At 48.0% G+C, this 26,492-nt stretch carries 17 protein-coding genes, 20 tRNA genes and 2 rRNA genes; 6 read left to right on the forward strand and 33 right to left on the reverse strand.

The features are described from left to right. The first annotated feature begins 82 nt into the window (after nucleotides 1-82). Genes MHH76_RS16255 through MHH76_RS16270 form a run of 4 tightly spaced genes read left to right on the forward strand, consistent with a single transcriptional unit; the run spans nucleotide 83 to nucleotide 2,913 of the window. Nucleotides 83-1,408, forward strand: a complete 1,326-nt coding sequence (locus MHH76_RS16255) for a cytochrome ubiquinol oxidase subunit I (protein WP_020452687.1) — start codon at nucleotides 83-85, stop codon at nucleotides 1,406-1,408. Nucleotides 1,409-1,445: 37 nt separating this feature from the next. Then, the gene (locus tag MHH76_RS16260) at nucleotides 1,446-2,489 is read left to right on the forward strand and encodes a cytochrome d ubiquinol oxidase subunit II (RefSeq protein WP_025810962.1); all 1,044 of its coding nucleotides are present in this window, start codon (nucleotides 1,446-1,448) and stop codon (nucleotides 2,487-2,489) included. A 44-nt stretch (nucleotides 2,490-2,533) separates the two neighbouring features. Beyond that, entirely contained in the window at nucleotides 2,534-2,695 is a 162-nt protein-coding gene (locus MHH76_RS16265) for a DUF1540 domain-containing protein (RefSeq protein ID WP_020452689.1), read from the forward strand. A 26-nt stretch (nucleotides 2,696-2,721) separates the two neighbouring features. After that, nucleotides 2,722-2,913: a hypothetical protein gene (locus MHH76_RS16270; protein ID WP_020452690.1), complete on the forward strand. Its 192-nt coding sequence runs from the start codon at nucleotides 2,722-2,724 to the stop codon at nucleotides 2,911-2,913. Between the two features lie 161 nt (nucleotides 2,914-3,074). Here the strand turns inward: MHH76_RS16270 and menC are convergent, their stop codons facing one another. The 6 genes from menC to MHH76_RS16300 all read right to left on the reverse strand — a co-directional run bounded on the left by menC (nucleotide 3,075) and on the right by MHH76_RS16300 (nucleotide 10,515). Further along, on the reverse strand, nucleotides 3,075-4,184 hold the full coding sequence (menC, locus tag MHH76_RS16275) for an o-succinylbenzoate synthase (protein ID WP_020452691.1): 1,110 nt from the start codon (nucleotides 4,182-4,184) through the stop codon (nucleotides 3,075-3,077). Between the two features lie 12 nt (nucleotides 4,185-4,196). Next, nucleotides 4,197-5,633 carry an o-succinylbenzoate--CoA ligase gene (locus tag MHH76_RS16280; protein WP_020452692.1) on the reverse strand — a complete coding sequence of 479 codons (1,437 nt, stop codon included), beginning with the start codon at nucleotides 5,631-5,633 and terminating at the stop codon, nucleotides 4,197-4,199. Nucleotides 5,634-5,710: 77 nt separating this feature from the next. Next, complete coding sequence (gene menB, locus MHH76_RS16285; protein WP_020452693.1) at nucleotides 5,711-6,529, reverse strand: 1,4-dihydroxy-2-naphthoyl-CoA synthase; 819 nt, start codon at nucleotides 6,527-6,529, stop codon at nucleotides 5,711-5,713. Nucleotides 6,530-6,542: 13 nt separating this feature from the next. Beyond that, nucleotides 6,543-7,364 (reverse strand): 2-succinyl-6-hydroxy-2,4-cyclohexadiene-1-carboxylate synthase, encoded by an 822-nt coding sequence (gene menH, locus MHH76_RS16290; protein WP_025810960.1) that lies wholly within the window; start codon nucleotides 7,362-7,364, stop codon nucleotides 6,543-6,545. After that, nucleotides 7,352-9,094: a 2-succinyl-5-enolpyruvyl-6-hydroxy-3-cyclohexene-1-carboxylic-acid synthase gene (gene menD / locus MHH76_RS16295; protein ID WP_020452695.1), complete on the reverse strand. Its 1,743-nt coding sequence runs from the start codon at nucleotides 9,092-9,094 to the stop codon at nucleotides 7,352-7,354. Before menD ends, menH begins: the two co-directional genes overlap by 13 nt. Beyond that, nucleotides 9,091-10,515, reverse strand: a complete 1,425-nt coding sequence (locus MHH76_RS16300; RefSeq protein WP_023855811.1) for an isochorismate synthase MenF — start codon at nucleotides 10,513-10,515, stop codon at nucleotides 9,091-9,093. Before MHH76_RS16300 ends, menD begins: the two co-directional genes overlap by 4 nt. A 268-nt stretch (nucleotides 10,516-10,783) precedes the next feature. Here MHH76_RS16300 and MHH76_RS16305 point away from each other — a divergent pair, with 268 nt between their 5' ends. Beyond that, complete coding sequence (locus tag MHH76_RS16305) at nucleotides 10,784-11,716, forward strand: 1,4-dihydroxy-2-naphthoate polyprenyltransferase (protein ID WP_020452697.1); 933 nt, start codon at nucleotides 10,784-10,786, stop codon at nucleotides 11,714-11,716. Nucleotides 11,717-11,823: 107 nt separating this feature from the next. Continuing rightward, nucleotides 11,824-12,576 carry a TraR/DksA C4-type zinc finger protein gene (locus tag MHH76_RS16310; protein WP_023855810.1) on the forward strand — a complete coding sequence of 251 codons (753 nt, stop codon included), beginning with the start codon at nucleotides 11,824-11,826 and terminating at the stop codon, nucleotides 12,574-12,576. A gap of 27 nt (nucleotides 12,577-12,603) precedes the next feature. On the opposite strand, the gene MHH76_RS16315 is transcribed toward MHH76_RS16310, so the two are convergent. The 27 genes from MHH76_RS16315 to MHH76_RS16445 all read right to left on the reverse strand — a co-directional run bounded on the left by MHH76_RS16315 (nucleotide 12,604) and on the right by MHH76_RS16445 (nucleotide 26,432). After that, on the reverse strand, nucleotides 12,604-15,009 hold the full coding sequence (locus MHH76_RS16315; RefSeq protein WP_020452699.1) for a glycogen/starch/alpha-glucan phosphorylase: 2,406 nt from the start codon (nucleotides 15,007-15,009) through the stop codon (nucleotides 12,604-12,606). Then, nucleotides 14,970-16,451 carry a glycogen synthase GlgA gene (glgA, locus tag MHH76_RS16320; protein ID WP_020452700.1) on the reverse strand — a complete coding sequence of 494 codons (1,482 nt, stop codon included), beginning with the start codon at nucleotides 16,449-16,451 and terminating at the stop codon, nucleotides 14,970-14,972. Before glgA ends, MHH76_RS16315 begins: the two co-directional genes overlap by 40 nt. Then, nucleotides 16,448-17,476, reverse strand: a complete 1,029-nt coding sequence (locus MHH76_RS16325; RefSeq protein ID WP_025810959.1) for a sugar phosphate nucleotidyltransferase — start codon at nucleotides 17,474-17,476, stop codon at nucleotides 16,448-16,450. The genes glgA and MHH76_RS16325 overlap by 4 nt, the downstream gene beginning before the upstream one ends. 26 nt (nucleotides 17,477-17,502) lie before the next feature. Beyond that, nucleotides 17,503-18,642 (reverse strand): glucose-1-phosphate adenylyltransferase, encoded by a 1,140-nt coding sequence (locus MHH76_RS16330; protein WP_020452702.1) that lies wholly within the window; start codon nucleotides 18,640-18,642, stop codon nucleotides 17,503-17,505. Continuing rightward, complete coding sequence (glgB, locus tag MHH76_RS16335) at nucleotides 18,639-20,522, reverse strand: 1,4-alpha-glucan branching enzyme (RefSeq protein WP_020452703.1); 1,884 nt, start codon at nucleotides 20,520-20,522, stop codon at nucleotides 18,639-18,641. Before glgB ends, MHH76_RS16330 begins: the two co-directional genes overlap by 4 nt. Nucleotides 20,523-20,706: 184 nt before the next feature. Next, nucleotides 20,707-20,778 (reverse strand) — tRNA-Glu (locus MHH76_RS16340). Nucleotides 20,779-20,790: 12 nt separating this feature from the next. Continuing rightward, nucleotides 20,791-20,881, reverse strand: a tRNA-Ser gene (locus MHH76_RS16345). Between the two features lies 1 nt (nucleotide 20,882). Then, a tRNA-Asn gene (locus MHH76_RS16350) sits at nucleotides 20,883-20,957 on the reverse strand. 6 nt (nucleotides 20,958-20,963) lie between these two features. After that, nucleotides 20,964-21,040, reverse strand: a tRNA-Ile gene (locus MHH76_RS16355). A 12-nt stretch (nucleotides 21,041-21,052) separates the two neighbouring features. Then, a tRNA-Gly gene (locus MHH76_RS16360) sits at nucleotides 21,053-21,126 on the reverse strand. Between the two features lie 8 nt (nucleotides 21,127-21,134). Next, nucleotides 21,135-21,210, reverse strand: a tRNA-His gene (locus MHH76_RS16365). A 22-nt stretch (nucleotides 21,211-21,232) separates the two neighbouring features. Further along, nucleotides 21,233-21,308, reverse strand: a tRNA-Phe gene (locus MHH76_RS16370). 9 nt (nucleotides 21,309-21,317) lie between these two features. After that, nucleotides 21,318-21,394 (reverse strand) — tRNA-Asp (locus MHH76_RS16375). Nucleotides 21,395-21,416: 22 nt separating this feature from the next. Then, a tRNA-Met gene (locus tag MHH76_RS16380) sits at nucleotides 21,417-21,493 on the reverse strand. Between the two features lie 24 nt (nucleotides 21,494-21,517). Further along, nucleotides 21,518-21,610, reverse strand: a tRNA-Ser gene (locus MHH76_RS16385). 7 nt (nucleotides 21,611-21,617) lie between these two features. Then, a tRNA-Ile gene (locus MHH76_RS16390) sits at nucleotides 21,618-21,694 on the reverse strand. A 5-nt stretch (nucleotides 21,695-21,699) separates the two neighbouring features. Further along, a tRNA-Met gene (locus MHH76_RS16395) sits at nucleotides 21,700-21,773 on the reverse strand. Nucleotides 21,774-21,798: 25 nt separating this feature from the next. Continuing rightward, nucleotides 21,799-21,871: transfer RNA gene (locus tag MHH76_RS16400), tRNA-Ala, on the reverse strand. Between the two features lie 6 nt (nucleotides 21,872-21,877). Continuing rightward, nucleotides 21,878-21,954, reverse strand: a tRNA-Pro gene (locus tag MHH76_RS16405). An 8-nt stretch (nucleotides 21,955-21,962) separates the two neighbouring features. Further along, nucleotides 21,963-22,039: transfer RNA gene (locus MHH76_RS16410), tRNA-Arg, on the reverse strand. Nucleotides 22,040-22,050: 11 nt separating this feature from the next. Beyond that, nucleotides 22,051-22,122, reverse strand: a tRNA-Gly gene (locus MHH76_RS16415). A gap of 15 nt (nucleotides 22,123-22,137) precedes the next feature. After that, nucleotides 22,138-22,222: transfer RNA gene (locus MHH76_RS16420), tRNA-Leu, on the reverse strand. A 7-nt stretch (nucleotides 22,223-22,229) separates the two neighbouring features. After that, nucleotides 22,230-22,305 (reverse strand) — tRNA-Lys (locus tag MHH76_RS16425). An 81-nt stretch (nucleotides 22,306-22,386) separates the two neighbouring features. Continuing rightward, a tRNA-Thr gene (locus tag MHH76_RS16430) sits at nucleotides 22,387-22,462 on the reverse strand. Nucleotides 22,463-22,477: 15 nt separating this feature from the next. Continuing rightward, nucleotides 22,478-22,553 (reverse strand) — tRNA-Val (locus tag MHH76_RS16435). Nucleotides 22,554-23,254: 701 nt separating this feature from the next. After that, a 5S ribosomal RNA gene (rrf, locus tag MHH76_RS16440) occupies nucleotides 23,255-23,370 on the reverse strand. Nucleotides 23,371-23,502: 132 nt separating this feature from the next. Continuing rightward, a 23S ribosomal RNA gene (locus tag MHH76_RS16445) occupies nucleotides 23,503-26,432 on the reverse strand. Nucleotides 26,433-26,492 lie beyond the last annotated feature (60 nt).

The raw sequence follows: 26,492 nt of genomic DNA on the forward strand, positions 1-26,492 counted from the left end.
TAACCGCTCACAGGAAGAATAATCTAAAAAAGGCGGTAAACAATAAAAAGCAAAATGGTGTAAATGAAAGGTGGTTTTCCGGATGAATGACTTGATTTTTGCAAGAAGCCTTTTCGGAACAACGATGGGGTTCCATATTATTTTCGCCTCGCTCGGTGTCGGAATTCCTTTAATGATTTTGCTGGCCGAGCTGATCTATCAAAGAACGAAAGATCCCCACTACGCCATTATGGCAAAAAGATGGACGAAGGCACAGGCCGTGTTGCTCGGGGTCGCCATACCGACCGGAACCATTGCCGGAACGCAGCTCGCCTTGCTTTGGCCGGGATTCATGGAAGTGATCGGGAAAGTCATGTCCCTCCCATTTCAAATTGAAATCTACGCTTTTTTTATTGAGGCATTATTTATGTCCATTTATGTTTACGCAGCCGATCGGCTGACTCCCCTTATGAGAATTACAGCTGTCATTTTTATCGTTATCGGAGCAGCCGCATCAGCCATCTTAATTACAAATGTGCACGCTTTCCAGGGAACGCCTGAAGGCTTCAAAATCGTGAACGGCGAAATTACAGATGTTCAGCCGTGGACGGCGTTCTTCAACAAAAGTTTTGTGGCTACAGCAGGACACGTTGTCGTCTCCGCTTTTATGACGGGCGCGTTTATTATTGCGACGATAGCCGCCTACAAAATGCTCCGAAACCGCGGTGATGAAAAAGTCTACGCCCTTCATAGAAAAGCGCTGCTGCTCGGGCTGATTGTCGGAGGAGCGTTTTCTCTGGTCACGGCTCTGAGCGGTCACGAATCCGCACAGCTTCTTCACCGCTACCAGCCTGAAAAACTGGCGGGCGCAGAAGGGCTTTTTGAAACTCAGTCCCACGCTCCACTTGCGATCGGCGGATTTACTGATGAAAAGACGCAATCGGTCAAATGGGCGATTGAGATTCCTTGGGCTTTAAGCTTTTTGGCCGACAACCGCTTTGACACCGTTGTAAAAGGACTGAATGACTTTCCAAGGGATGAGTGGCCTCCTCTGTTCATTCATACTTTGTTCAACGGCATGGTTTTTATCGGCAGCCTTTTGATTGTTTATGCCGCTATCGGTTTTATTTGGAGAAAAGTCATGAAAAAAGACCGCTTTCCCCGCTGGATGCTGGCCGTGTTTATAACCGGCGGCCCGCTCGCTTTGCTTGCAATCGAATTGGGCTGGGTGTTCGCTTGCACCGGAAGGCAGCCTTGGGTCATTTACCATATGCAGAAAACGTCCGAAGTAGTGACATCCTCCGGCTCGATCGGCATATTGTTTCTTTTGTTCTTTATCGTCTACATCATTTTAGGAGCAGCGGTGGTGTTCGTATTGCAATATTACTTTAAACGCCACCCTGTCGAAGAAGATTTAAAAAGCAGCTGAATGCACAAAAAAACAGAAGGGAAGTCATATGATGCAACTGGATGGAACAACAGATGCCCTGCTGGCTATTTCGATCGTCTGGGGATTTATATTTATCTACGCTGTGATGGCGTCAATGGATTTTGGAGCGGGATTTTGGTCGATGATCTATATGAATAAAAAACAGCTGAAAGCAACCAATATTGCAAACCGCTACCTTTCCCCGACCTGGGAAGTGACCAATGTTTTCATCGTCGGAATCGTCGTGGCCCTTTTCAGCTTTTTCCCGGGCGGCACTTTTGTGCTGGGAACGGTGCTTTTGCTTCCTGGCAGCATTATTTTATTGCTTTTGGCGATTCGAAGCGGATTTTTGGTCTTTTCGCACGCTGCAAAAGATTATGAAAGGGCGTTGACTTACGTTTCAGGGATCAGCGGCTTTATCATTCCGGCTGTTTTAATCCTTGTCTTGCCCGTGACACACGGCAACTTCGTATATCAGGTAGACGGAAACCACCAATTGGATTTTATTAATTTGTTTTTAAGCCCTCATGCCTATTCTTTTATGGGCTTTGCCATTTTCAGCACGCTGTTTCTGTCTTCATTGCTGCTGGCTGATTTTTCAAATGTAGCCGGAGAAAAAGACGCGTATCAGGTCTACCGCCGAAACGCTTTAATCACCGGCCCGCTCGCTTTGCTTATGTCATTCAGCATCATGATGACCATGAGGACGGAAGCCCGCTGGCTTTATACAAAAATGATGGACGGGCTTCCGTGGCTGATTTTATCGTTTTTGCTGTTTCTCGTCGCATTTGCGGCTTTGTTTCTGCCAAACAGACATAACAGCGACCGGCAGGGAAAGCCTCGCCTCGCCGTCATCGCCATTACGCTGCAGTATTTTACGGCGAGCTATGTGTACGGGAGAGCGCACCTTCCTTACATGGTCTATCCTGATGTCACGATTCAATCAGGCTTCACCGCGCCGGAGACATTCAGGGCGCTGTTCATCTCCTATATCGTCGGTTTTATTATTTTATTCCCCGGCTTTTATTATTTCTGGAAATTGTTCATGAAGGACAAGAGGTACATCAAACAGCATGAATAAGGTTAAGCTAAATGTGTACAACTTTTAAAGGGGGCCAAAATGATATGGAACAAAAAATACTGTGTGAAGTCAGCAACTGCACTTATTGGGGACAGGGAAACAAGTGCACAGCCGACGCCATTTATGTCGTCAGTCATGCTGAAGGTGAAAAAGCTTCTAATAGTGAAGAAACGGATTGTAAAACATTTAAACCTGAACATCATTAAAGCGGATGAATGAAGGAGGGACAGTCATGAATAAAGAGTCGCTGCTACAGGCTTTTTATCAGGAAATCCACGGGGCGGACGAAACCGCATTTCAAAAAGCCGCCTGCTCCTTCATGAACTTATGGGATTATGAATACGGCTGTCTGGACGGGCTGCCTGATCAAGCGGACCGGCTGATCGGACAGATCGTACACGAAGATTTGCTTTTGGGCGATTAAAGGAAAGGGCTGCTATTAAGGCAGCTCTTTTCATATTTTTAAAAAAACCGGCTTGAAAGCCGGTCCAAACGAGAAGGGAATAATGTACAGCTTTAATATACATGAGAAGCCTTCCATTTAACAAAGCTTGAAAATCTGGAAATCAGCGTTTAAAACAGCCTTTACTGTTTGAAAACGTCTATTTTAGATGAATTCTTTCTCAAAACATGCGTATCCACTTCAAAGCCCATTCCCGGTCGGCTTGGAACCTGAATATAGCCGCCTTCGATGCGGATTTCCGGTTTTACGATATCCTCTTCCCAATACCTTGAGGATGAAGAAAGATCCCCGGGAATCAAAAACTGCGGAAGAGAACTCAGCGCAAGATTGTGTGCTCTTGAAATACCGGTTTCAAACATGCCGCCGCACCAGACAGGCATTTGATGTTCTTTGCAGATGTCGTGGATTTTCAGAGCTTCTGTCAAACCGCCGACTCGGGACGGCTTAATATTGATAATTTTGCAGCTGCCGAGCTCGATTGCCTTTCGCGCATCATCAGCAGAACGGATGCTTTCGTCAAGGCAAATTGACGTTTTGATATGTTTTTGCAGATGACGGTGGTCAACGATATCATCATCCGCCAGAGGCTGTTCGATCATCATTAATTTAAATGCGTCAAGCTCTTTAATCCGGCTGATGTCTTTTAATTCATAAGAAGAGTTGGCATCCGCCATCAGCGGCACCTTCGGAAAATGCCGGCGTATTTCCTTTAAAAGCTCTATATCCTGCCCCGGCTGAATTTTGATTTTTATTCTTTGATAACCTTCTTTTACATATTGTTCAATTTCCTCAAGCATATCATCCAATGGAGCAAGACCGACGACGACCCCGGCAGGAACTTCTGTTTTTACTCCGCCCAGCGCCTCTCTTAAAGAGATTCCTTTTTTCCTGGCGTAAATGTCCCAAAAGGCGGCTTCAAGGCCGGCCTTTGCCATTCTGTTGCCTTTGAATCCGCGAAGCGTCTCGGGCACTTCTGAAGGGTGTGTGAATGATTCGCGCAGCACAGCCGGAATCAAAAAATCTTTTAGCATGTGGTAACATGTCTCCGTTGTTTCTTCTGTGTACCACGGAGATGAAAAAGCGGATACTTCCCCCCAGCCTGTCACCCCTTCCCGGTCAGCAGCTTCTATGATGATAAACTTGCGATCCTGAAAGGTTTCCAAGCTTGATTTAAAAGGCTTTTTCAGCCGCATGCTGAGATGGTACAATGTCAGCTGTTTGATTTGAATCATGGCGCTCTCCTTCTACAATTGATGTCTCATCAGTTTATTCGAAGCATTTCTCGGCAGCTTGCCGACAAAATGAAAGGCTTTAGGCACTTTATAGGAAGCAAGCCGTTCTTTGCAAAAGTCGCTCAGCTCCTCTTCATCAACAGGGCTGGCGGCGACAAGATAGGCGTGGGGAACCTTTCCCCAAGTTTTGTCATCGACCCCTTTTACCCCCGCTTCCGCAACTTTGGGGTGTGACAGAAGAACGGCCTCGACTTCAGCCGGATAGATGTTTTCTCCCCCTGATATGATTAAGTCTGAACGCCTGTCCAGCACGTATAAAAATCCGTCAACGTCAAGATACCCGATATCACCGGTTTTAAACCAGCCATCATTGAATGAGGCTTTGTCTGCCGCCTCATTTTTTAAGTAGCCCTTCATAACGGTCGGCCCTTTTACGGTTATTTCTCCATGTTCTCCGGGTTGGCATTCCGTGCCGTTCTTTTCGATTTTAATGCTTGATGCAAACAGCGGCTTGCCGGCTGAACCGAGCTTTTCAATCGAGTATTCTGGGGCGAGGGTGGCAATCTGTGAGCACGTTTCAGTCATCCCGTATGACTGTACGACAGGCAGCCTCTTTCTTTTGCATTCCTCAAGGAGAGAAAGCGGAGCAGGCCCTCCGCCCAGTAACAGGCACCTTAATGATTCGGGGCAGCTGTCGACTTTTGCCGCAAGCCTTGACAGCATCGTCTGAACGACCGATGCAATCGTTACTTGATTGTCTTTGATCGAACGGAGAACTTCTTCCGCGTCAAACCTTTGATGTAAAACAACTGTCATTCCGTAAATGACCGATTTAAAAAGAGCCGATAAGCCGCTGATGTGGAAAAGCGGCAAGGCGATCAGCCAGCGATCGTGTTCTTGGAGCCCCAAATTCAAAGCGGATGAAACCGCGCTGAAATAATGGTTGGCAAATGTCTGCATAACCCCTTTCGGCCGTCCTGTCGTTCCGGACGTATACATAATTGTGGCTGCATCGTCCAAATGAATGCTCTCGATTTCCGTAACCGGAGGGCCGGCGGCGTTTTGAACGTCTTCAATGTCAACAGCGCGGGCCGGCTTGCCCTCTCTATGCTCTTCCAGGAAAGGCTGTTCTGTAAGCAATAGCTTTGCTTCCGAGTGTTCAATTTGATATGTTCGTTCGGCCATTGACAGCTTCGTATTCAGCAAAACGATGCGAACTCCGAGAATAAAACAGGCATGGACGGCGATAACCATCTCCAGCCGGTTGGTGAGAAGTACAGCCGCTGTATCCCCTTTCCTCAGACCAAAGCTCTTCAGCTGCCCGGCCGTTTTTTTTGCTTCATGAAACAATTGATTAAAAGTCAGCTTGTGATCCCCCTGAATCACAGCCATCCTGTCAGGAGTCAGCTCTGCTCGCTGATTAAGCCAATTCGGATGGTCCATCAGCATATCATCATCTCCAAAAAATATCTTGAATGATAAAAGAAACAGCTCAGTCGCACTAAGCTGTTTCTCTCTTCCGTCTTTTAAGGAAAACGCGGGAACTGTCCGAAATCTGGACGGCGTTTTTCTTTAAACGCATCGCGGCCTTCTTTCGCTTCATCTGTTGTGTAATAAAGCAGTGTCGCATCTCCGGCAAACTGCTGGATGCCTGCAAGCCCGTCCGTGTCGGCATTAAAGGCCGCTTTAAGAAATCTGAGTGCTGTCGGGCTTTTCTCAAGCATTTCTTCACACCATTGAATCGTTTCTTCTTCAAGCTTTTCAAGCGGTACAACCGTATTGACAAGGCCCATTTCCTTAGCTTCCTGAGCGTTGTATTGACGGCACAGATACCAGATTTCACGCGCTTTTTTATGACCGACGATACGAGCCAGATAGCCTGATCCGTAGCCTGCATCAAAGCTGCCGACTTTCGGCCCTGTTTGTCCGAAAATTGCGTTGTCTGCAGCAATCGTCAAATCGCATACGATGTGGAGCACATGGCCGCCGCCGATCGCATAGCCTGACACCATCGCAACAACAGGCTTCGGAATGACGCGGATCAGCCGCTGAAGATCAAGAACGTTCAGACGTGGAATCTCGTCTTCGCCAACATAGCCGCCGTGTCCTCTTACCTTCTGGTCTCCTCCTGAACAAAACGCTTTATCGCCGGCCCCTGCAAGGATAATGACACCGATATTGGCATCATCCCGCGCATATGCAAACGCATCGATCAGTTCCGAAACCGTTTTTGGACGAAATGCGTTATGTACCTCAGGGCGATTGATCGTGATTTTGGCGATGCCGTTATATGTTTCATATAATACATCTTCGTATTGACGTTCGCTTTTCCATTCTACAGTCATAGATGTGTACCTCCTATTTTAAAATAAATTCACTTACTATTTTACCAAAAAAATCGGGCTCTTCCACATGAACCGCATGACCGGTATGTTCAACAATCTCGAGGCGGGCAGTTGGAATTCGCTTTGCCATGCTTTCATTGATCGCGATAAATTTCCGATCCAGGCTCCCCGCAATGAGAAGCACCGGATCATCGATTCCGCTCAATCTGTTCCACCAGGACGGCTGTGATCCGGTTCCCATTCCGATTAAGCTGCCTCGAAGCCCGACCGGATTGTTGTTCAGACGTTCTTCACGCACTTTTTTTCTTTTCGAAGGGTCCATTGACAGCTGGGATGCAAACAGCGGAATGCCTTCCCAATAATCTACGAAAGACTCGATTCCTTCTTCAAGTATCCGTCTGCTGAGCCGGCTGTCCTGCTCCCTGCGCATTTTTCTTTCTTCCGGCGAATCAAGCCCCGGAGAACTGCTTTCCAGCACAAGACCGGACACACGCTCCGGATGAATCATCGCCACTGATAAGGCAAGCCGGCCGCCCATTGAATAACCGATGAGGTAAGCCTGTTTCACATTTAACTGATCAAAAATCTCGATCAGATCGGCTGCCTGCTTCTCTGTTGTGTAGCGGCTGCTGTCTGCCGGCGAGTCTGTTCCGCCGTGTCCGAGCAGGTTCAGCTTGATCAGACGCAGCCCCTGAAAATAGCCGTCTATCCCGTCCCATGTTGCCGCACTTCCTGTAAAGCCATGCAAAAACACCGCCGTTTTTTCCGCAGACAGGCCATTGTCTTCTATTTTATAGGAAACGCCGTCTTTCAGTGTTAATTTCAAAACGGCCACTCTTTTCTTATTTCATACATTGCGGAATCAAGCATTCGGCGATGCTGCTCTACACGATCATCGCGCTTCGTTTTCACCTCAATGATATCCAAGCCGCGGCGGTTGACGGAGGACAAATACGCATCGGCAAAATGAGCGGATGACTCAGGGCATACATAGCGTCCCCCATACAGCTTGGCGGCATGCTCGAATTCGAGCCCCGTCGGCGTTCCGAACAAGAGCTCGAAGTACCTTTCTTCAGCAGATTGGGGAAGAAATGAGAAAATGCCGCCGCCGTCATTGTTGACGAGAACGACAGTCAGCGGAATGTCGAGCGTTTTGCTGACAAGAAGGCCGTTTAAATCGTGATAAAAAGACAGATCGCCGATGACAAGAGTTACCGGTTCTTTCGTTGCGGCATATATGCCCAGCGCAGTCGAGACAACGCCGTCAATCCCGTTTGCCCCTCTATTGGCGAAAATCCGGAATGATCGCTCCTGATTTTCAAAAAATGTATCCGCATCGCGGATCGGCATGCTGTTTCCGACAAACAGGGAACTGTTTTCCGGAATCAAATGCTGCAGGTTCCGGTAGATATTTCCTTCAAAGGTAAGATCCTCAGCTTCAAGATTTCTTAAAAGAGCTCGGAAGCGGCTGTTGGCAAACCGCCATTTCTCCAGCCAGCTGTCTGATCTTTTTTCTGAATGGACAGCGGAAGCCACAGCAGCCGCAATCTCTTCTTCCGCGCAATGCAGCATATGTGCACTGAGCTGAGTCGGATCGCGCCACCCTCCATCTGGGTCAACAACGATTTGCCTGATGCTCGGATTTTGCTTTAGCAGCTGAAAAAGCGGCTTTGAAACCGGCATCGCGCCGAAGCGGATGACTAGCTCAGGCATGAGCTCCCGTTTCAGCTGTTCTTCTTTCAATAATGAATCGTATCCATCGATGATGGTTTCTTTTGAATGGCTGCCGTTTCTCAAGTTTGAAAGCGGGTCAGCCAAAATCGGATATCCCGCTGCCTGAGAGAGAGATACAATATGTGCTTTGGCGTTATCATCTTGCAGCTCTCCGCAGACGATCATGCCTTTTTCCGTCTCTTTGATCAGAGCGCTCAGCGCTTCAAGCTGATGCCGGTCAGCACGAAAGCGGCCGCTTTCAACCGCCACATGACTGCCGTTTCTCAACCTTTGAAACGGTTCATCCTCAAGGTTCGGCATGAGCGGCTCTCTCAGCGGAAAGTTGATATGCACGGGTCCGCGCGGCGCTTTTTTGGCTTCTCCGGCTGCGCGTGCTGCCAAAGAACGGATGTACGCCAGCATTTCGGGATGACTGTCAGGCAAAGCCGAGTCTGTGAAAAACTTAACAAAGTTTCCGAATAAGAATTGCTGATCAATCGCCTGAGGTGCTCCTACTTCTCTCAGTTCATGCGGCCGATCAGCCGTTAAGATGATAAGCGGTATTCTTGAATAATGAGCTTCGATCACAGCCGGGTAGAAATTCGCCGCAGCTGTTCCGGATGTACAGATCAATGCGACAGGCTTCCGCATAGCTTTTGCCATGCCCATTGCAAAAAACGCAGCGGATCTTTCATCCACATGAATATGAACATTGATGTCCGGATGACTCGCGGCCAAAATCGCAAGGGGCGTCGATCTTGATCCCGGGCAGATAACCGCTTCTGTCACGCCTGCAAGAGAAAGCTCATCAATAAAATTCCCTATATATTTTGTAATTGGATTTTCAGTCAACGGATATCGCCTCCAAGTGCAGACAGCATCGGCTTCATCTTAATTTGCGTTTCTTCGTATTCCATATGAGGATCGGAATCAGCCACAACCCCGCAGCCGGCAAAAATTCTGGCCTCTTTTGAATCGATAAGTCCTGACCTGATCGCCACCGCAAATTCCCCATTGCCGGACATGTCGATCCAGCCCGCCGGTGCCGCATACCAGCCCCTTGACATCGGCTCCAACACTCTGATGACCTCAATCGCTTTTTGCTGAGGCGCTCCTCCAAGTGCAGGAGTTGGATGAAGCTTCTCGATTAAATCAAAAAGCGAGGACTCCGCATTCATTTTGCCGACAATCGGCGTATACAAATGCTGCACATTTTTTGTTTTGTATAGTCCCGGCTTGGCCGGCTTTTTGATATTGCTGCAATTTGACAATAGCGCCTGATGAATCATATTGACGACAATGTCGTGTTCGATAAGGTTTTTTTCATCGTTTAACAGCTCAAGACCGAGCATCCGGTCCTCCTGCTCACTTTCGCCTCTCTTGATTGAACCGGCAAGGCAGGTCGACAGCACGTTGTCTCCGTCTTTTTTGACCAGTCGTTCAGGTGACGCGCCGACAAAACTTTTGCCGTTTTCTTCAATAGCGAATATATAGCTCGTTTTTTGTTCAGACATCAGATTGAATAATACTCTGTGAAGTTCGACTGGCTGGTCGAACGTTAAAAGGATCTCTCTGGCGAGCACAACTTTATCGTACTTCCCGTTTTTAATGTCGTCAGTCGCCCGCCGGACCGCTTCAAGCCATTCAGGAACATCAAGCTCCTCCTTGGCGGTAAATCGCGCATGACCGTTTTCGGGATAACGGGAAGCGTCCGCCTTGATCAGCTGTGAAGCAGCGCCCTTTATTTCTTCAAGTACTTTGCGCACATCCTCTTCAGGAGCCTTCCATCTATTGACCGTAATGAACGTTTCCTCTCCGTCCTGTGTCAGCATAGCGGTAGGAATAAAAAAAGCGCCTTCCTGGTAGCCGTTCCAATGCTGCTTGCGATCTTCCAGCGGATCAAATGAAAAACCGCCAAACAGCAATGGCCCCACCGCTGCCTGACTCGTGCATTGATCTTCGTGGAAGTGAAAGGTTTTCTCTTTTAAGCGCTCCCATTTTTCATGTACAGCCTGATAACGTCCGGCATCCTTCAGGTCTGTGGAAACCGAAATTTCCTTTCCCAATCCGACAAGCGTCAGTCCGCCGTCGGGATCAGACCAGAAGAACCGTTTCCCGGCAAATTGTTCTTCCCCATTTATGAAAAAGGAAAGAGCATCTATGCTCTCAATTTTTCTGGAATAACTTATTAAAACAGCATGGTTGACTTTTTTGACGATGTTTAATGCTTCAGGCGCTTCCCTTAGGAAAGTGCGCTGCACTGTTGTCACCATGATACATTCCTCCAAAATCCGTAAAATGCTTTTATAACCATACACCTGTGAACGGTATGTGTCAACAAAACGACACTTTATTAACAACTGCCCTTACCTATTATAAACGTAATCGGCCGATTGAAAAAGACAAGGTCATTTAATATTTTTGAATTGCTGGACGGCCGCTTTTTTTCTAACAATATCACCCATTATATTGACACCTTTTTTAACTTTTTCTAAACTTAGTATGGACGTGTACGTATTAAAACTAAAGGAGTCATACTATATGCAGCATCAATCACTTTCAGGGAGTGTTTCTGAAATAAAGCCGGAAAAATGGCGCGTATGGTGGATGTTAACAAGACCCCATACACTGACAGCAGCCTTTGTCCCTGTAACGCTCGGGACCGTAATGTCCCTTGAATCGGGAAAAATTGATATCTGGCTGTTTTTAGCTATGCTGGCCGCATCAATATTAATTCAAATCGGAACGAACTTATTCAATGAGTATTTTGATTTTGTACGAGGACTTGATAATGAAAACTCGGTCGGCATCGGCGGTGCTATCGTCCGCTATGGAATGAAGCCAAAGACGGTATTATACCTGGCATACGGACTTTTTGGAGCAGCCGTTTTACTCGGCCTGTACATCTGCGCTTCTTCAAGCTGGTGGCTTGCGTTGATCGGATTGGTATGCATGGCCGTCGGCTATCTTTATACGGGCGGACCGTTTCCAATCTCCTATACGCCGTTCGGTGAAATTATGTCGGGCGTTTTTATGGGAATGGTCATCATTCTGATTTCATATTATATTCAGACTGGCGGGTTGACTTGGAACGTCTTTCTGATCTCCCTTCCGATTACGATTTTAGTCGGAGGCATCAATCTTTCCAATAATATCCGCGATATGGTCGGAGATAAAGAAAACGGAAGGAAGACGCTGCCGATTTTGGCTGGAAGAAAAAATGCCGTGCAGATTTTGAGCTGGGTTTTTGCTGTTTCCTATATATTGATCGGTATATACATCGGCTTTGAGATCGTTTCTCTGTGGAGCTGCATTGTTCTATTAAGCCTGCCGAAGCCGATTAAAGCCATCCAGGAGTTCAAGGAAAAAGAAAAACCGGCGGATCTGATGGTCGCCATGAAATCAACGGCGCAGACGAACACCTTTTTCGGCCTTTTGCTCGCCATTGCCCTGCTCATTCAGTATATTTTTTAAAAAAGGAGCCTTTATGGCTCTTTTTTTTGCTTTTATTTACAAGAAAGTTCTGTTTGAATTCGTTCATACTAAAAACGCGAGCACTTTAAAGAAACGAGGCGATGCATGTGCTAACAAAAGAACAGTTGACAAAACTCGAAAATGAACTGAAAGCCGGGAAAGAACAGATCGTCAGCCGCTTTAAAGAAAACGGACATTTTGGCATCGATGTGACGCATCCGTTCAACTCGACGGGCGATCTTTCGGCTTATGACAACCATCCAGGAGATGAAGGTACAGAACTGTACGAACGCGAAAAAGATCTTGCTCTTTTTGAACATGAAAGAGAGCATTTGCACGATATCGAACATGCTCTGGCTTTGATCGAAAAAGGAACATACGGCCGCTGTGAGGTATGCGGAAAGGATATCCCGTATGAAAGGCTGTCCGTACTGCCAACCGCAACGACATGCAGCGAACATTCGTCAACCGTCTCCGTTTCAAAAGACCGTCCGATTGAAGAAGAAGTGCTGAACCCCCCGTTCGGACATTTTGAAAAAGACGAAGACGACGAAAACGTCGCATACGATTCAGAAGACGCTTACCAGGACGTCGAACGCTACGGCAATTCTGAAACACCTCAGGATCTGGCCGTTCCGCCGCTTTCATACAGCCAGATGTACATGGAATATGAAGAGCCGCTCGGATATGTCGAAGATTACGAAAACTATGCCGCAACAGACATTACCGGAAAAGAAGTAACCGTCTACCCGACGAAAGAACACGAAAAATATGAAGACCTTCTTGATGAAGAAGGCATCATGACCTCTTTCGGTGATCTCCCGGCTTATGAAAAGGATCCTTATACTGAAGAAGACTAAGCCCCGCGGGTCAGGGGCTTAGCGTTTTTAAATTCGGCGGTGATACGGCTCAATTTTCCAAATGTCTTCCGCATACTCCCTGATCGTGCGGTCACTTGAAAAATATCCGGCATGCGCGATGTTTGTGACGGCTTTTTCGGCCCAAAGACGCTTATTCAAGTAGTCTTTTTGAATCCGTTCCTGCGCTTCAATATAAGAAGCAAAATCTTTTAAAACAAAGTATTCATCATTATAAGCGATCAGCGAGTCATAAATCGGCTCAAATTCGCCGGCTTCCCCTTCGAAAAAACCATTGATCAGCTGATCGGCCGTCTGTCTGATCCTTGCATCATGCTGATAGTATTCCCTTGACAGATAGCCGCCTTTTTCAGTGTAGTTCAGCACTTCATCCGCCTTTAAACCGAACGTGTAAATACACTCGGGCCCCACCCTCTCAAGCATTTCAATATTGGCGCCGTCATGCGTGCCGATCGTCAAAGCCCCATTGATCATGAACTTCATGTTTCCTGTACCGGAGGCTTCTTTGCTTGCCGCAGATATTTGCTCGCTGACATCTGACGCCGGAAAGATACGCTCGGCGATTGATACCCGGTAATTTTCCAGAAAGATGACATTGATCGATTGTCTGACATCCGGATCATGATTGATTTTATCTGCGACTGAATGGATCAGCTTGATCACCTTTTTGGCATAATGATAAGTCGGCGATGCTTTTGCCCCGAAAATAAATGTTTGCGGATAAATGGCAAAGCCTTTGTCTTCCTTCAGCCTGTTGTACAAATACATGATATGGAGCACATTTAAAAGCTGGCGCTTATAAGCGTGGAGACGCTTGACTTGAACATCGAAGATGCTGTCAGGATTAATGGCGAATCCGATGCTGCCTTTCATCATGTCTGCCAAAAGCTGCTTTCGTTCCCTTTTGATGCGCTGAAATGCTTCAAGAAACGCGGAATCGTGCACAAACGGACGAAGATCCAAGAGGCTTTCCGGTTCTTTCAGCCACCTGTCTCCTATCGCTTCAGTTATCAGGTTCGCCAGCGGCGGATTTGCCTTTAACAGCCACCTTCTATGTGAGATGCCATTCGTTTTATTATTGAATTTAAAAGGGAATACAGAATAAAAGTCGTTCATTTCCCGCTCTTTTAATATGGTTGAATGAATGTTGGCTACGCCGTTAACACTGTAGCTTCCGACGATCGCCAGATGGGCCATTTTCACTTCGCCGTGGGCGATGACGGCTAGCTTTTCGATCCTTCCCCATTCACCCGGGTATTTTTCCCACAGCCAGCCGCAAAACTGCTCATTGATCTCCTCAATGATCATAAAAATTCTCGGCAGAAGCGGTTGAATTAAATCGATCCTCCATTTTTCCAGCGCTTCGGCAAGCGTCGTATGATTCGTATATGAAATCGTATGTACGGTAACATGCCACGCTTCATCCCACGTCATTTTTTCTTCATCAAGCAAAATTCTCATCAATTCCGGCACAGCCAGAGCGGGGTGGGTGTCATTGATATGGATCGCAACTTTTTGATGAAAATCATGGAGTGACGGGTGATTTTTCTTATAGCATTTCACAATGCTTTGCAGGCTTGCCGATACTAAAAAATATTGCTGTTTCAAACGGAGAATCTTGCCTTCGTCATGCGTGTCATCCGGATACAGGCATTCAGATACAGCTTCTGTCTCGCGCTTATACTTCAAAATATTCGGTTCATGATGGAGCGAGCAAGGCTCCGCATTCCACAGCCGGAGGGTATTGACCGTCTCGGTCTCATAGCCGATGATCGGAATGTCGTAAGGCACGGCTGTCATCACTTCCGCTTCTTCCTGCCAAAAGCGGAGGCGCCCTCCTTCCTGCGCCATCTTGACCCGCCCGCCGAAACGAACACAAACAGCCTGATCGGCGTTGCGGATTTCCCAGACGTACCCATGTTTGAGCCATTGTTCAGGCAGTTCGACTTGATGACCGTCAACGATTTTTTGTTCGAAAAAGCCATGCTTGTAGCGAATCCCCATCCCATGCCCGGGAAGGTCGAGCGAAGCCAGTGAATCCAAAAAGCACGCCGCGAGCCTGCCCAATCCGCCATTGCCAAGGCCTGCATCCATTTCGGCCTCTTCGATGTCTTCAAGACAAATGCCAAGCTCGGAAAGACCTTCTTGGACAACTTCACGGACGCCGAGGTTGAGCAGGTTTTGGCCGAGCAGTCTGCCCAGAAGAAATTCAATCGATAAATAATAGGTCTGTTTATTTTGGTTGGAGCGGCTCCTTTCATTGGTCCTGATCCAGTTTGCGCTGATATGTTCCCTGACCATGATGCCGAGCGTCTGATACTGGTCAAGCGTAGAAGAGTCCCGAAAGCTTTTTCCGCACAACCGTTCAAGACGCTTCAAAAAGCATTGTTTAAAGCCTTCTTTACACGAGAACATGGCGCTTCCCCCTTTATCTCCCGGCTGTATAACTGCTGATACTGACGGGCTGACAAAGCCCAGCTGACATCATGTGTCATGGCTTTTTGAACGATGCTGCCCCATTCTTCTTTCCGGTGATATATAGACAGTGCTCTTTTAATCGTATACTTCATATCATGGGCGTTAAAATGGGCGAACGTAAAACCGTTGCCTTCACCGTTTGTTTCCTGGTAAGCGGTCACTGTATCGTGAAGCCCGCCTGTTTCCCTGACAACCGGAACCGCTCCGTATCTAAGGGCAATCAGCTGCCCAAGACCGCACGGCTCGAATTTTGAAGGCATCAGGAAAAGATCGCTGCCGGCATAAATCTTGCGGCTGAGCGGTTCATGAAAACCGATATACGCCTTGCACCGCTCCGGAAAAGCCTGCTCCATATAGCGAAAATAATTTTCATATTCCGCTTCTCCGGTTCCTAAAACGAGCAGCTGCATGTCTTCTTCTTGAAACAGTTCGTGCAATACCCGCTTGATCAAATCGATGCCTTTTTGCTTCGTCAGCCTTGTCACCATGCTGATGAGCGGAATGTCTTCATTCACCGGCAGACCGAATGTCTTCTGGATCACAGCTTTATTTTTCCGTTTTCCGTCACGGTTGACGGCATCGTAATGATAATCGATGTGAGGATCATTTAAAGGGTCGTACAGCTCATCATCAATCCCGTTTAAAATGCCGGTCAGCACATCCTTCTTGTCTGCCAGCACCCCTTCAAGCCGCTCGCCGTAGTATGGAGTCAAAATTTCATTGCTGTACGTCGGACTGACCGTTGTCACCTGATCAGCGGCAATAATGCCGCCTTTCATATAATTGATGTGTCCATAAAACTCGAGCTTTTCCGTTGTGAAGTGGGAAATGTCAAGGCCGAGCAAGTCATGGACCGCTTCCTTCGGAAAAATTCCCTGAAATTGAAGGTTATGAATGGTGAATACGCTTTTCATGCGCTGATAGAACGGTTTTTTTTGATATTCCTCTTTTAATAAATAATTGATCATCCCTGCGTGCCAATCATGGGTATGGATGACATCAGCATCAAAATTCAGCGCGTATAATGCTTCCAAAACGGCCCGCGAGAAAAAAGCAAACCGTTCTCCATCATCATAATGGCCGTAGAGGGAATCCCGGTTAAAATAATACTCATGATCTAGAAAATAATAAGAAATTCCGTCATGTTCAAGGTGTTCAATGCCGCAAAACTGCCTGCGCCACCCGACGCGAACTTCGCATTCAGCCGTTTTAACCATCCTTCTTCTGAAATCTTCCGCAATCAAGCTGTATTTCGGCATCATGACAGCCGTTTCTATTCCTAAAAGGGCGAGTTCTTTCGGGAGCGCACCGGCGACATCGGCGAGCCCGCCTGATTTAACAAACGGCACACATTCAGAGACAGCGAATAAGACTTTCAAGAGTTCATCAGCGCTCCTTGTACGGCTCCTTTTTTTATGATGAAAGGGAGGCTCATAGTGCCGGACATTTCGATATGATGGCCGATTTTGACATCCTTGTCGCAAATGACGTGCTCCAGTCGGCAGTTTTCTCCAATCCTTGTTTTTTGCATAATCACGCTGTTTTTAATGATCGTTCCTTTTCCTACGTGAACTCCTCTGAACAAGACCGAATTCTCAACTTCACCTTCGATGACGCAGCCGTTAGCGATAATCGATTGCTTTACCCTGCTGTTTTTAGCGTATTTTACAGGAGGATCGTTTTTTATTTTTGTGTAGACAGGCTGGCCCATATGAAAGATTTGCTCCCGAAACACGGGCTGAATGAGGTTCAAACTATGAAAGAGATAGCTTTCCGGGGAATCGATCACGGCGGTATACCCCGAATGCTCATAGCTGTTGACGGATAGCGAACCACGCTCTTTCCGGCAGACTTCCTCAAAAGATTGCGCTCCTCCGGCGCAATGCCCTTCAACCATCTCTCTCAACAGACTTTTTTTCGTGACATACAAACCTAAAGGTTTTCCTTCTTGACAAACTTCAGTCAGATCACACCCGGATTCAAGGTGCTGTTTGAGCACTTCTTGAAAAGGAATGTGGCAGACCGTATAGCTGTTTGCCACAGCAGCATATGGCTGAGTACTTCTTTGAAAATAATCGAGATGCTCGGCAAATTGCCGAAACGAACCAAGCCCGACATGCTCGTCATGGGGAATCGAAGACGGAAGAAAGAAAAGACCGTCCCTTTTCCTGTTTAAATCCCACTCTTTTCCCGATCCTAAATGATCCATCAAGGAACGGTACGGAGACTTGGAAAATACAGCGACACTCCGAATGCCTGCATGAACCATTCCTGACAATGCAAAATCGATCAGCCGGTACCTTCCTGCAAATGGAACGGCTCCGATCGAACGTCCGGCCGTTAAATCCTGAAGAGAGTGCTGGTTGACAGCTGCATCAATAATTCCCAGCATTTGTTTATTCATTGGCACCATCCGCCTCTCCGTGTTGTTTAAACAACCTTATGTTTTTTGACATATTCCTCTGTGATCAGCAGGACTTCGCCATCTTCCGCCTTCGCGTGAAAACCGTCCGGAATTCGAATTCCTGCCGATACAATAGCATTTTCGATCTCAACATGCTCTCCAATAGAAACGTCATGCATCACGACTGAACGTTTGATTGCGGAATGTCTGCCGATTGCAACGCGCTGAAAGATAACCGAACGGGTGACAGCCCCATATACGGCGCACCCTTCGCTAATGAGCGATTCTTTGATGTCCGCCTGCTCGGCAACAAACTGCGGCGGTAGGTTCGGAGCGACGGAATAAATCCGCCAGTTCCGTTCGAACAGGTCAAGTGGAGGATGATCTCCAAGCAGATCCATATTAGCTTCCCATAAACTTCTGACCGTACCGACATCCTTCCAGTACCCTTTAAACGGATAAGCGTTCAGCTGCTTCTTTTCCTCGAGAAGAGCCGGTATGATATCTTTACCGAAATCGTGGCTTGAGCCGGATTTTTTTTCATCGCGTTCAAGCGCCTCTTCAAGCACGCTCCATTTGAAAACGTAGACACCCATCGATGCCAAGTTGCTCTTCGGGTATTTCGGCTTTTCCTCAAAGCTTGTAATCTCCATCTTGTCATTCGTATGAAGGATACCGAAACGGCCGGCTTCTGCCCAGCTCACTTCGATGACGGCAATGGTGGCGTCAGCCTGTTTCTCCACGTGGTATTCGAGCATTTTTCCGTAATCCATTTTGTAGATATGATCTCCTGATAGGATGAGTACATGTTCAGGCTGAAGCTCTTTTAAAAAATGGCGGTTTTCATAAATCGCGCTTGCCGTTCCTTTGTACCACTTCACTTCTGACGCTTCTGCATAAGGGGACAAAATGGAGACCCCGCCGTCATTGCGGTCAAGATCCCATGGCTCGCCGATGCCGATATATGAGTTTAATAAAAGCGGTTGGTATTGAGTCAGCACACCGACATGATGAATTCCCGAGTTGGCGCAGTTGCTGAGGGCAAAATCGATGATTCTGTACTTGCCGCCAAATGGAACGGCCGGTTTTGCGAGGTTTTTCGTTAAGGCATTCAGCCTGCTTCCCTTGCCGCCAGCCAAAAGCATAGCCACACATTGTTCTTTCATCCCTTTTTCGCTCCTCTCTTTTTGACTGCTCTGAAAACCGCAGCTCCCAGCGGAGGGACTGTCATGCTGATGCTGTATGGTTTGCCATGCAGAACGCCTGCTTTTGCTTGAAGGCGTTTCGGGTTGATTTGGTGTGAACCTCCGTATTTTGCATCATCGCTGTTAAGCACTTCGATATATCCGGTTTGAAAAGGGACGCCGACCTGATATTCGTGATAAACGGAAGGCGTAAAATTGCAGACGATAATCAACGCTTCACCGGGCTGTTTTCCATAGCGGATAAACGATACAATCGACTGTTCCGCATTGTTGACGTCAATCCACTCGAATCCTTGCTGCCGATGATCATTTTCATACAGAATACGGCTTTTTTTGTAGAGGTGAAGAGCCTCCTTTGTAAACATCCGGGCCTTGCGGTGCATGTCAAAATCGTCCAAGAACCAATCGAGCTCTTCTTCGTCTTTCCATTCATCAAATTGAGCAAACTCACCGCCCATAAAGAGAAGTTTTTTTCCCGGGTGCAGCGTAAAATAACTGATCAGCAGGCGGTACTGGGCGAATTTCTGCCAGTAATCGCCGGGCATCTTATGAAGCAGAGACTTTTTGCCGTATACCACTTCATCATGGGAGAACGGCAGGATGTAATTTTCTGAGTAGGCATACATTAAGGAGAATGAAACAAGATGATGCAGGTGTTTTCTTTGTTCTGGGGAAGCTTCCATATAGGTTAATACATCGTTCATCCAACCCATATTCCACTTATAATTAAACCCGAGACCGCCTGCATAGGTCGGATGCGTCACAAGCGGCCAGTCTGTGGAGTCCTCAGCAATCATTAAAAAGTGGGGATCTTTTGCAAAAACCTGTTCATTTAAAGTTTGAATAAATTCGACGGCAAAGCCGTTCGCTTCAGCCTGAGGACGGTTTGGCCAATACAGGAGGTTTGCAACTGCATCGACTCGAAATCCATCTATGTGATACATCTCGATCCAATACAACGCATTCGAGATTAAAAAACTGCGAACTTCTCGTTTTCCGAGGTCAAAATTGGCGGTCCCCCATTCCCAATTTTCCCTGTCATGCTCATGTGAATATTCATACAGCGGCATACCGTCAAACAAATACAAGCCGTGGTCATCTTTGCAGAAATGGCCGGGAACCCAATCCATAATGACGCCGATTTCATGCTGATGGCACTGGTCGATAAAATACATCAAGTCATGCGGTTCGCCATATCTGCTCGTCGGACTGTAGTACCCCGTTGTCTGATAGCCCCATGAACGGTCAAACGGGTGCTCTGTCAACGGCATCAGCTCGATATGTGTGAATCCGTGTTCTTTAACGTAAGGAATGACTGTTTCGCTCAGTTCCCGGTATGTGAAAAAACGCCCATCCGCTTTCTTTTTCCACGAACCGACATGAAGCTCGTAGATGGAAATCGGTTTTTCATATACGTTTTTTTGTTTCTTTTTCTTTTGCCACTTTCGGTCGCCCCATGGGTATCCGGCCAATTGATAAGTGATCGATGCCGTTTTCGGCCTGACTTCAGAAAAAAAAGCATAGGGATCGGCCTTCAATTTTGTTTCATTTGCGGCTGTGATCATTTCATATTTATACAGCTCCCCTTCTCCGATGCCGGGGATAAACAGTTCCCATATGCCTTCCTGATGACGCTTCTCCATTTGATGCCGGGCACCGGACCAGCCGTTAAACGTTCCGGCGATTCGAACTTCCTTCGCATGAGGGGCCCAAACACAGAAGCGAAAACCTTGGCGACCGTCCTGTTCCATTTGATGAGCGCCGAAAAATCTGTAGCATTCATAAAGCCGACCGTCATGAAAGAGATGCGCTTTAATATCCGAGGCACTCACACCAGCCATTGATTTCATCCTTTCTGCCACTATATTTAAAGATTACTCTTTTATTCGCATAATATGGCTTGATCCCTTTCATGAAAGCGCTTCTTTTTATTGACAAAGTTCAACAATATCCTTTTTGAACATTGACTGAAGTCATACAGGCATAAAAAAACTCCGCATCATAATGATGCAGAGTTTAACATGATGACCCGTACGGGATTCGAACCCGTGTTACCGCCGTGAAAGGGCGGTGTCTTAACCACTTGACCAACGGGCCTTATTAAAAAAATGGCGGAGAAGGAGGGATTTGAACCCTCGCGCCGCTTACGCGACCTACACCCTTAGCAGGGGCGCCTCTTCAGCCACTTGAGTACTTCTCCATGGCTCCGCAGGCAGGATTCGAACCTGCGACCGATCGGTTAACAGCCGATAGCTCTACCACTGAGCTACTGCGGAATATCATGGTGGGCCTGAATGGACTCGAACCATCGACCTCACGCTTATCAGGCGTGCGCTCTAACCAGCTGAGCTACAGGCCCATGATATGCAAATGGAGCGGGTGATGGGAATCGAACCCACGACATCAGCTTGGAAGGCTGAGGTTTTACCACTAAACTACACCCGCATTTCGCATGGGGCGGTTGATGGGAATCGAACCCACGAATGCCAGAGCCACAATCTGGTGCGTTAACCACTTCGCCACAACCGCCGCAATATATAAAATTGTAAAATGGTGGCTCGGGACGGAATCGAACCGCCGACACACGGATTTTCAGTCCGTTGCTCTACCAACTGAGCTACCGAGCCTTTATTAAATGGCGGTCCGGACGGGACTCGAACCCGCGACCTCCTGCGTGACAGGCAGGCATTCTAACCAACTGAACTACCGGACCATTTTGGCAATGAATTTAAATTTGGTTGCGGGGGCAGGATTTGAACCTGCGACCTTCGGGTTATGAGCCCGACGAGCTACCGAACTGCTCCACCCCGCGATGATCAAAACAATAATAGATATATGGCGGAGGAAGAGGGATTCGAACCCCCGCGGGCTTTGACACCCCTGTCGGTTTTCAAGACCGATCCCTTCAGCCAGACTTGGGTATTCCTCCGTAACAATGGTGGACCTTGTAGGACTCGAACCTACGACCGGACGGTTATGAGCCGTCTGCTCTAACCAACTGAGCTAAAGGTCCTTTAATAGCGGCGGAGGGAATCGAACCCCCGACCTCACGGGTATGAACCGTACGCTCTAGCCAGCTGAGCTACACCGCCATGGTGAATATTAAAGATAACAAAGTGGAGCCTAGCGGGATCGAACCGCTGACCTCCTGCGTGCAAAGCAGGCGCTCTCCCAGCTGAGCTAAGGCCCCAAATAATGGTCGGGAAGACAGGATTCGAACCTGCGACCCCATGGTCCCAAACCATGTGCTCTACCAAGCTGAGCTACTTCCCGTTATATAATGGCGCGCCCGAGAGGAGTCGAACCCCTAACCTTTTGATCCGTAGTCAAACGCTCTATCCAATTGAGCTACGGGCGCATAGATGATCAAGCGGAAGACGGGATTCGAACCCGCGACCCCCACCTTGGCAAGGTGGTGTTCTACCACTGAACTACTTCCGCAAAATAGATTGGCAATGCGGATGAAGGGACTTGAACCCCCACGTCTTTAAAAGACACTAGAGCCTGATTCTAGCGCGTCTGCCAATTCCGCCACATCCGCATGAAAATGGTGAGCCATGAAGGACTCGAACCTTCGACCCTCTGATTAAAAGTCAGATGCTCTACCAACTGAGCTAATGGCTCCAATACTGCAATGAAAACTGAAGACTTTTTCGAAAGCTATCTGTCTTTTTTCAGCAACTTTTATATTGTATCATAAAATCGTGGTGCCGGCAAGAGGACTTGAACCCCCAACCTACTGATTACGATTCAGTTGCTCTACCAATTGAGCTACACCGGCCCATTCCAAAATGAATGGTGGAGGATGACGGGATCGAACCGCCGACCCTCTGCTTGTAAGGCAGATGCTCTCCCAGCTGAGCTAATCCTCCTCGTCAGTTGTTGGAGTAACTCTCGATCTGACAAGGACTATTATATACGGGAATACACCCATTTGTAAAGGCTATATTAAAAAAATTTTATTTTCAGTTTATTCTATCATAACAAGACGAATGTGCACACATCGTTCCGCTTAATCCGTATATTGCATCAAAAGCTTCAGAGCAACATTTATCCCTATGTACTGCTTATAATAGGTTCTTCAGACGCTCCGTGAATTCCTGTCTTTTCCCCATAGCAAATTTGTATTCGAATTGATTTTTTCAAAACAATTTTAAGTCCTTTTCGAGCGATAAGCAATGTATTTGGCTTCTCGACTCTCTCTATCCCAACTCTTAATACCAAGCGGCGTGTTTTGAAAATGAGTGTTGTACGGCTCAAAATATATGCCTTCATTTGTCAATTTTAAAACTGTTCAATACCTCAAAATCCCTTTTCCGGAACATCCATCTTTTGCTCCTCTATTTGCATGAGTTTCACTGCCTTACATCACTGATCTTATACATGCCGATGTGTTGATTGACTCCATATTTCCCTATGGAATTCGCACTGAACCGCCAGATCGCGAGCCTGAAGAGGTGAAAGCAAGCCTATTGTTTCGAAGTTTCGCGGATCACTGAAGGGTTAAAAGCGCTATATCAATGATTGAACGTCAACAAAAAAGACCAGCTGATATCAGCTGGTCTTTTTAAGTGCTTGGCGGCGTCCTACTCTCACAGGGGGAAGCCCCCAACTACCATCGGCGCTGAAGAGCTTAACTTCCGTGTTCGGCATGGGAACGGGTGTGACCTCTTCGCTATCGCCACCAAACTATTGCCTTCAGGATGAAGGTACTGGGCGTTCCTCACAGGATGTGAGGGCCTTTAGCCGAGTTTCCTTGCCTTTGGCTTTTGAGAGGCATTCTCTCAAAACTAGATAACGGTCAGACGATTCACAAACATTTAGGTTAAGTCCTCGATCGATTAGTATCTGTCAGCTCCATGTGTCGCCACACTTCCACCTCAGACCTATCAACCTGATCATCTTTCAGGGATCTTACTTCCTTGCGGAATGGGAAATCTCATCTTGAGGGGGGCTTCATGCTTAGATGCTTTCAGCACTTATCCCGTCCGCACATAGCTACCCAGCGATGCCCTTGGCAGAACAACTGGTACACCAGCGGTGCGTCCATCCCGGTCCTCTCGTACTAAGGACAGCTCCTCTCAAATTTCCTGCGCCCGCGACGGATAGGGACCGAACTGTCTCACGACGTTCTGAACCCAGCTCGCGTACCGCTTTAATGGGCGAACAGCCCAACCCTTGGGACCGACTACAGCCCCAGGATGCGATGAGCCGACATCGAGGTGCCAAACCTCCCCGTCGATGTGGACTCTTGGGGGAGATAAGCCTGTTATCCCCGGGGTAGCTTTTATCCGTTGAGCGATGGCCCTTCCATGCGGAACCACCGGATCACTAAGCCCGACTTTCGTCCCTGCTCGACTTGTAGGTCTCGCAGTCAAGCTCCCTTGTGCCTTTACACTCTGCGAATGATTTCCAACCATTCTGAGGGAACCTTTGGGCGCCTCCGTTACCTTTTAGGAGGCGACCGCCCCAGTCAAACTGCCCACCTGACACTGTCTCCCCGCCCGATAAGGGCGGCGGGTTAGAAGGTCAATACAGCCAGGGTAGTATCCCACCGATGCCTCCACCGAAGCTGGCGCTCCGGTTTCCAAGGCTCCTACCTATCCTGTACAAGCTGTACCAACATTCAATATCAGGCTGCAGTAAAGCTCCACGGGGTCTTTCCGTCCTGTCGCGGGTAACCTGCATCTTCACAGGTACTATAATTTCACCGAGTCTCTCGTTGAGACAGTGCCCAGATCGTTGCGCCTTTCGTGCGGGTCGGAACTTACCCGACAAGGAATTTCGCTACCTTAGGACCGTTATAGTTACGGCCGCCGTTTACTGGGGCTTCAATTCGCACCTTCGCTTACGCTAAGCGCTCCTCTTAACCTTCCAGCACCGGGCAGGCGTCAGCCCCTATACTTCGCCTTACGGCTTCGCAGAGACCTGTGTTTTTGCTAAACAGTCGCCTGGGCCTATTCACTGCGGCTCTCTCGGGCTTGCACCCTAACAGAGCACCCCTTCTCCCGAAGTTACGGGGTCATTTTGCCGAGTTCCTTAACGAGAGTTCTCTCGATCACCTTAGGATTCTCTCCTCGCCTACCTGTGTCGGTTTGCGGTACGGGCACCTCTCACCTCGCTAGAGGCTTTTCTTGGCAGTGTGGAATCAGGAACTTCGCTACTATATTTCGCTCGCCATCACAGCTCAGCCTTATGGGAAACGGATTTGCCTATTTCCCAGCCTAACTGCTTGGACGCGGATATCCAATACCGCGCTTACCCTATCCTCCTGCGTCCCCCCATTGCTCAAATGGTGAGGAGGTGGTACAGGAATATCAACCTGTTGTCCATCGCCTACGCCTTTCGGCCTCGGCTTAGGTCCCGACTAACCCTGAGCGGACGAGCCTTCCTCAGGAAACCTTAGGCATTCGGTGGAGGGGATTCTCACCCCTCTTTCGCTACTCATACCGGCATTCTCACTTCTAAGCGCTCCACGAGTCCTTCCGGTCTCGCTTCACAGCCCTTAGAACGCTCTCCTACCACTGTTCGTAAGAACAGTCCGCAGCTTCGGTGATACGTTTAGCCCCGGTACATTTTCGGCGCAGAGTCACTCGACCAGTGAGCTATTACGCACTCTTTAAATGGTGGCTGCTTCTAAGCCAACATCCTGGTTGTCTAAGCAACTCCACATCCTTTTCCACTTAACGTATACTTTGGGACCTTAGCTGGCGGTCTGGGCTGTTTCCCTTTCGACTACGGATCTTATCACTCGCAGTCTGACTCCCAAGGATAAGTCTTTGGCATTCGGAGTTTGACTGAATTCGGTAACCCGGTAGGGGCCCCTAGTCCAATCAGTGCTCTACCTCCAAGACTCTTACCTTGAGGCTAGCCCTAAAGCTATTTCGGAGAGAACCAGCTATCTCCAGGTTCGATTGGCATTTCACCCCTACCCACACCTCATCCCCGCACTTTTCAACGTGCGTGGGTTCGGGCCTCCATTCAGTGTTACCTGAACTTCACCCTGGACATGGGTAGATCACCTGGTTTCGGGTCTACGACCACGTACTCATGCGCCCTATTCAGACTCGCTTTCGCTGCGGCTCCGTCTTTTCAAACTTAACCTTGCACGGGATCGTAACTCGCCGGTTCATTCTACAAAAGGCACGCCATCACCCGTTAACGGGCTCTGACTACTTGTAGGCACACGGTTTCAGGATCTCTTTCACTCCCCTTCCGGGGTGCTTTTCACCTTTCCCTCACGGTACTGGTTCACTATCGGTCACTAGGGAGTATTTAGCCTTGGGAGATGGTCCTCCCGGATTCCGACGGAATTTCACGTGTTCCGCCGTACTCAGGATCCACTCAGGAGAGAACGAAGTTTTGACTACAGGGCTGTTACCTCCTATGGCGGGCCTTTCCAGACCTCTTCATCTACCTCGTTCCTTTGTAACTCCGTGCAGAGTGTCCTACAACCCCAAGAGGCAAGCCTCTTGGTTTGGGCTGTTCCCGTTTCGCTCGCCGCTACTCAGGGAATCGCATTTGCTTTCTCTTCCTCCGGGTACTTAGATGTTTCAGTTCCCCGGGTCTGCCTTCTCATATCCTATGAATTCAGATATGGATACTGCTCCATTACGAGCAGTGGGTTTCCCCATTCGGAAATCTCCGGATCAAAGCTTGCTTACAGCTCCCCGAAGCATATCGGTGTTCGTCCCGTCCTTCATCGGCTCCTAGTGCCAAGGCATCCACCGTGCGCCCTTTCTAACTTAACCGTTAAAAAGAATCACTACGTGATATCTTGCATTACGAATTGAATGTGATGTCTACTGTTA

It is taken from the genome of Bacillus sp. FSL L8-0193, from assembly GCF_037976065.1.
Lineage (GTDB): Bacteria > Bacillota > Bacilli > Bacillales > Bacillaceae > Bacillus > Bacillus paralicheniformis.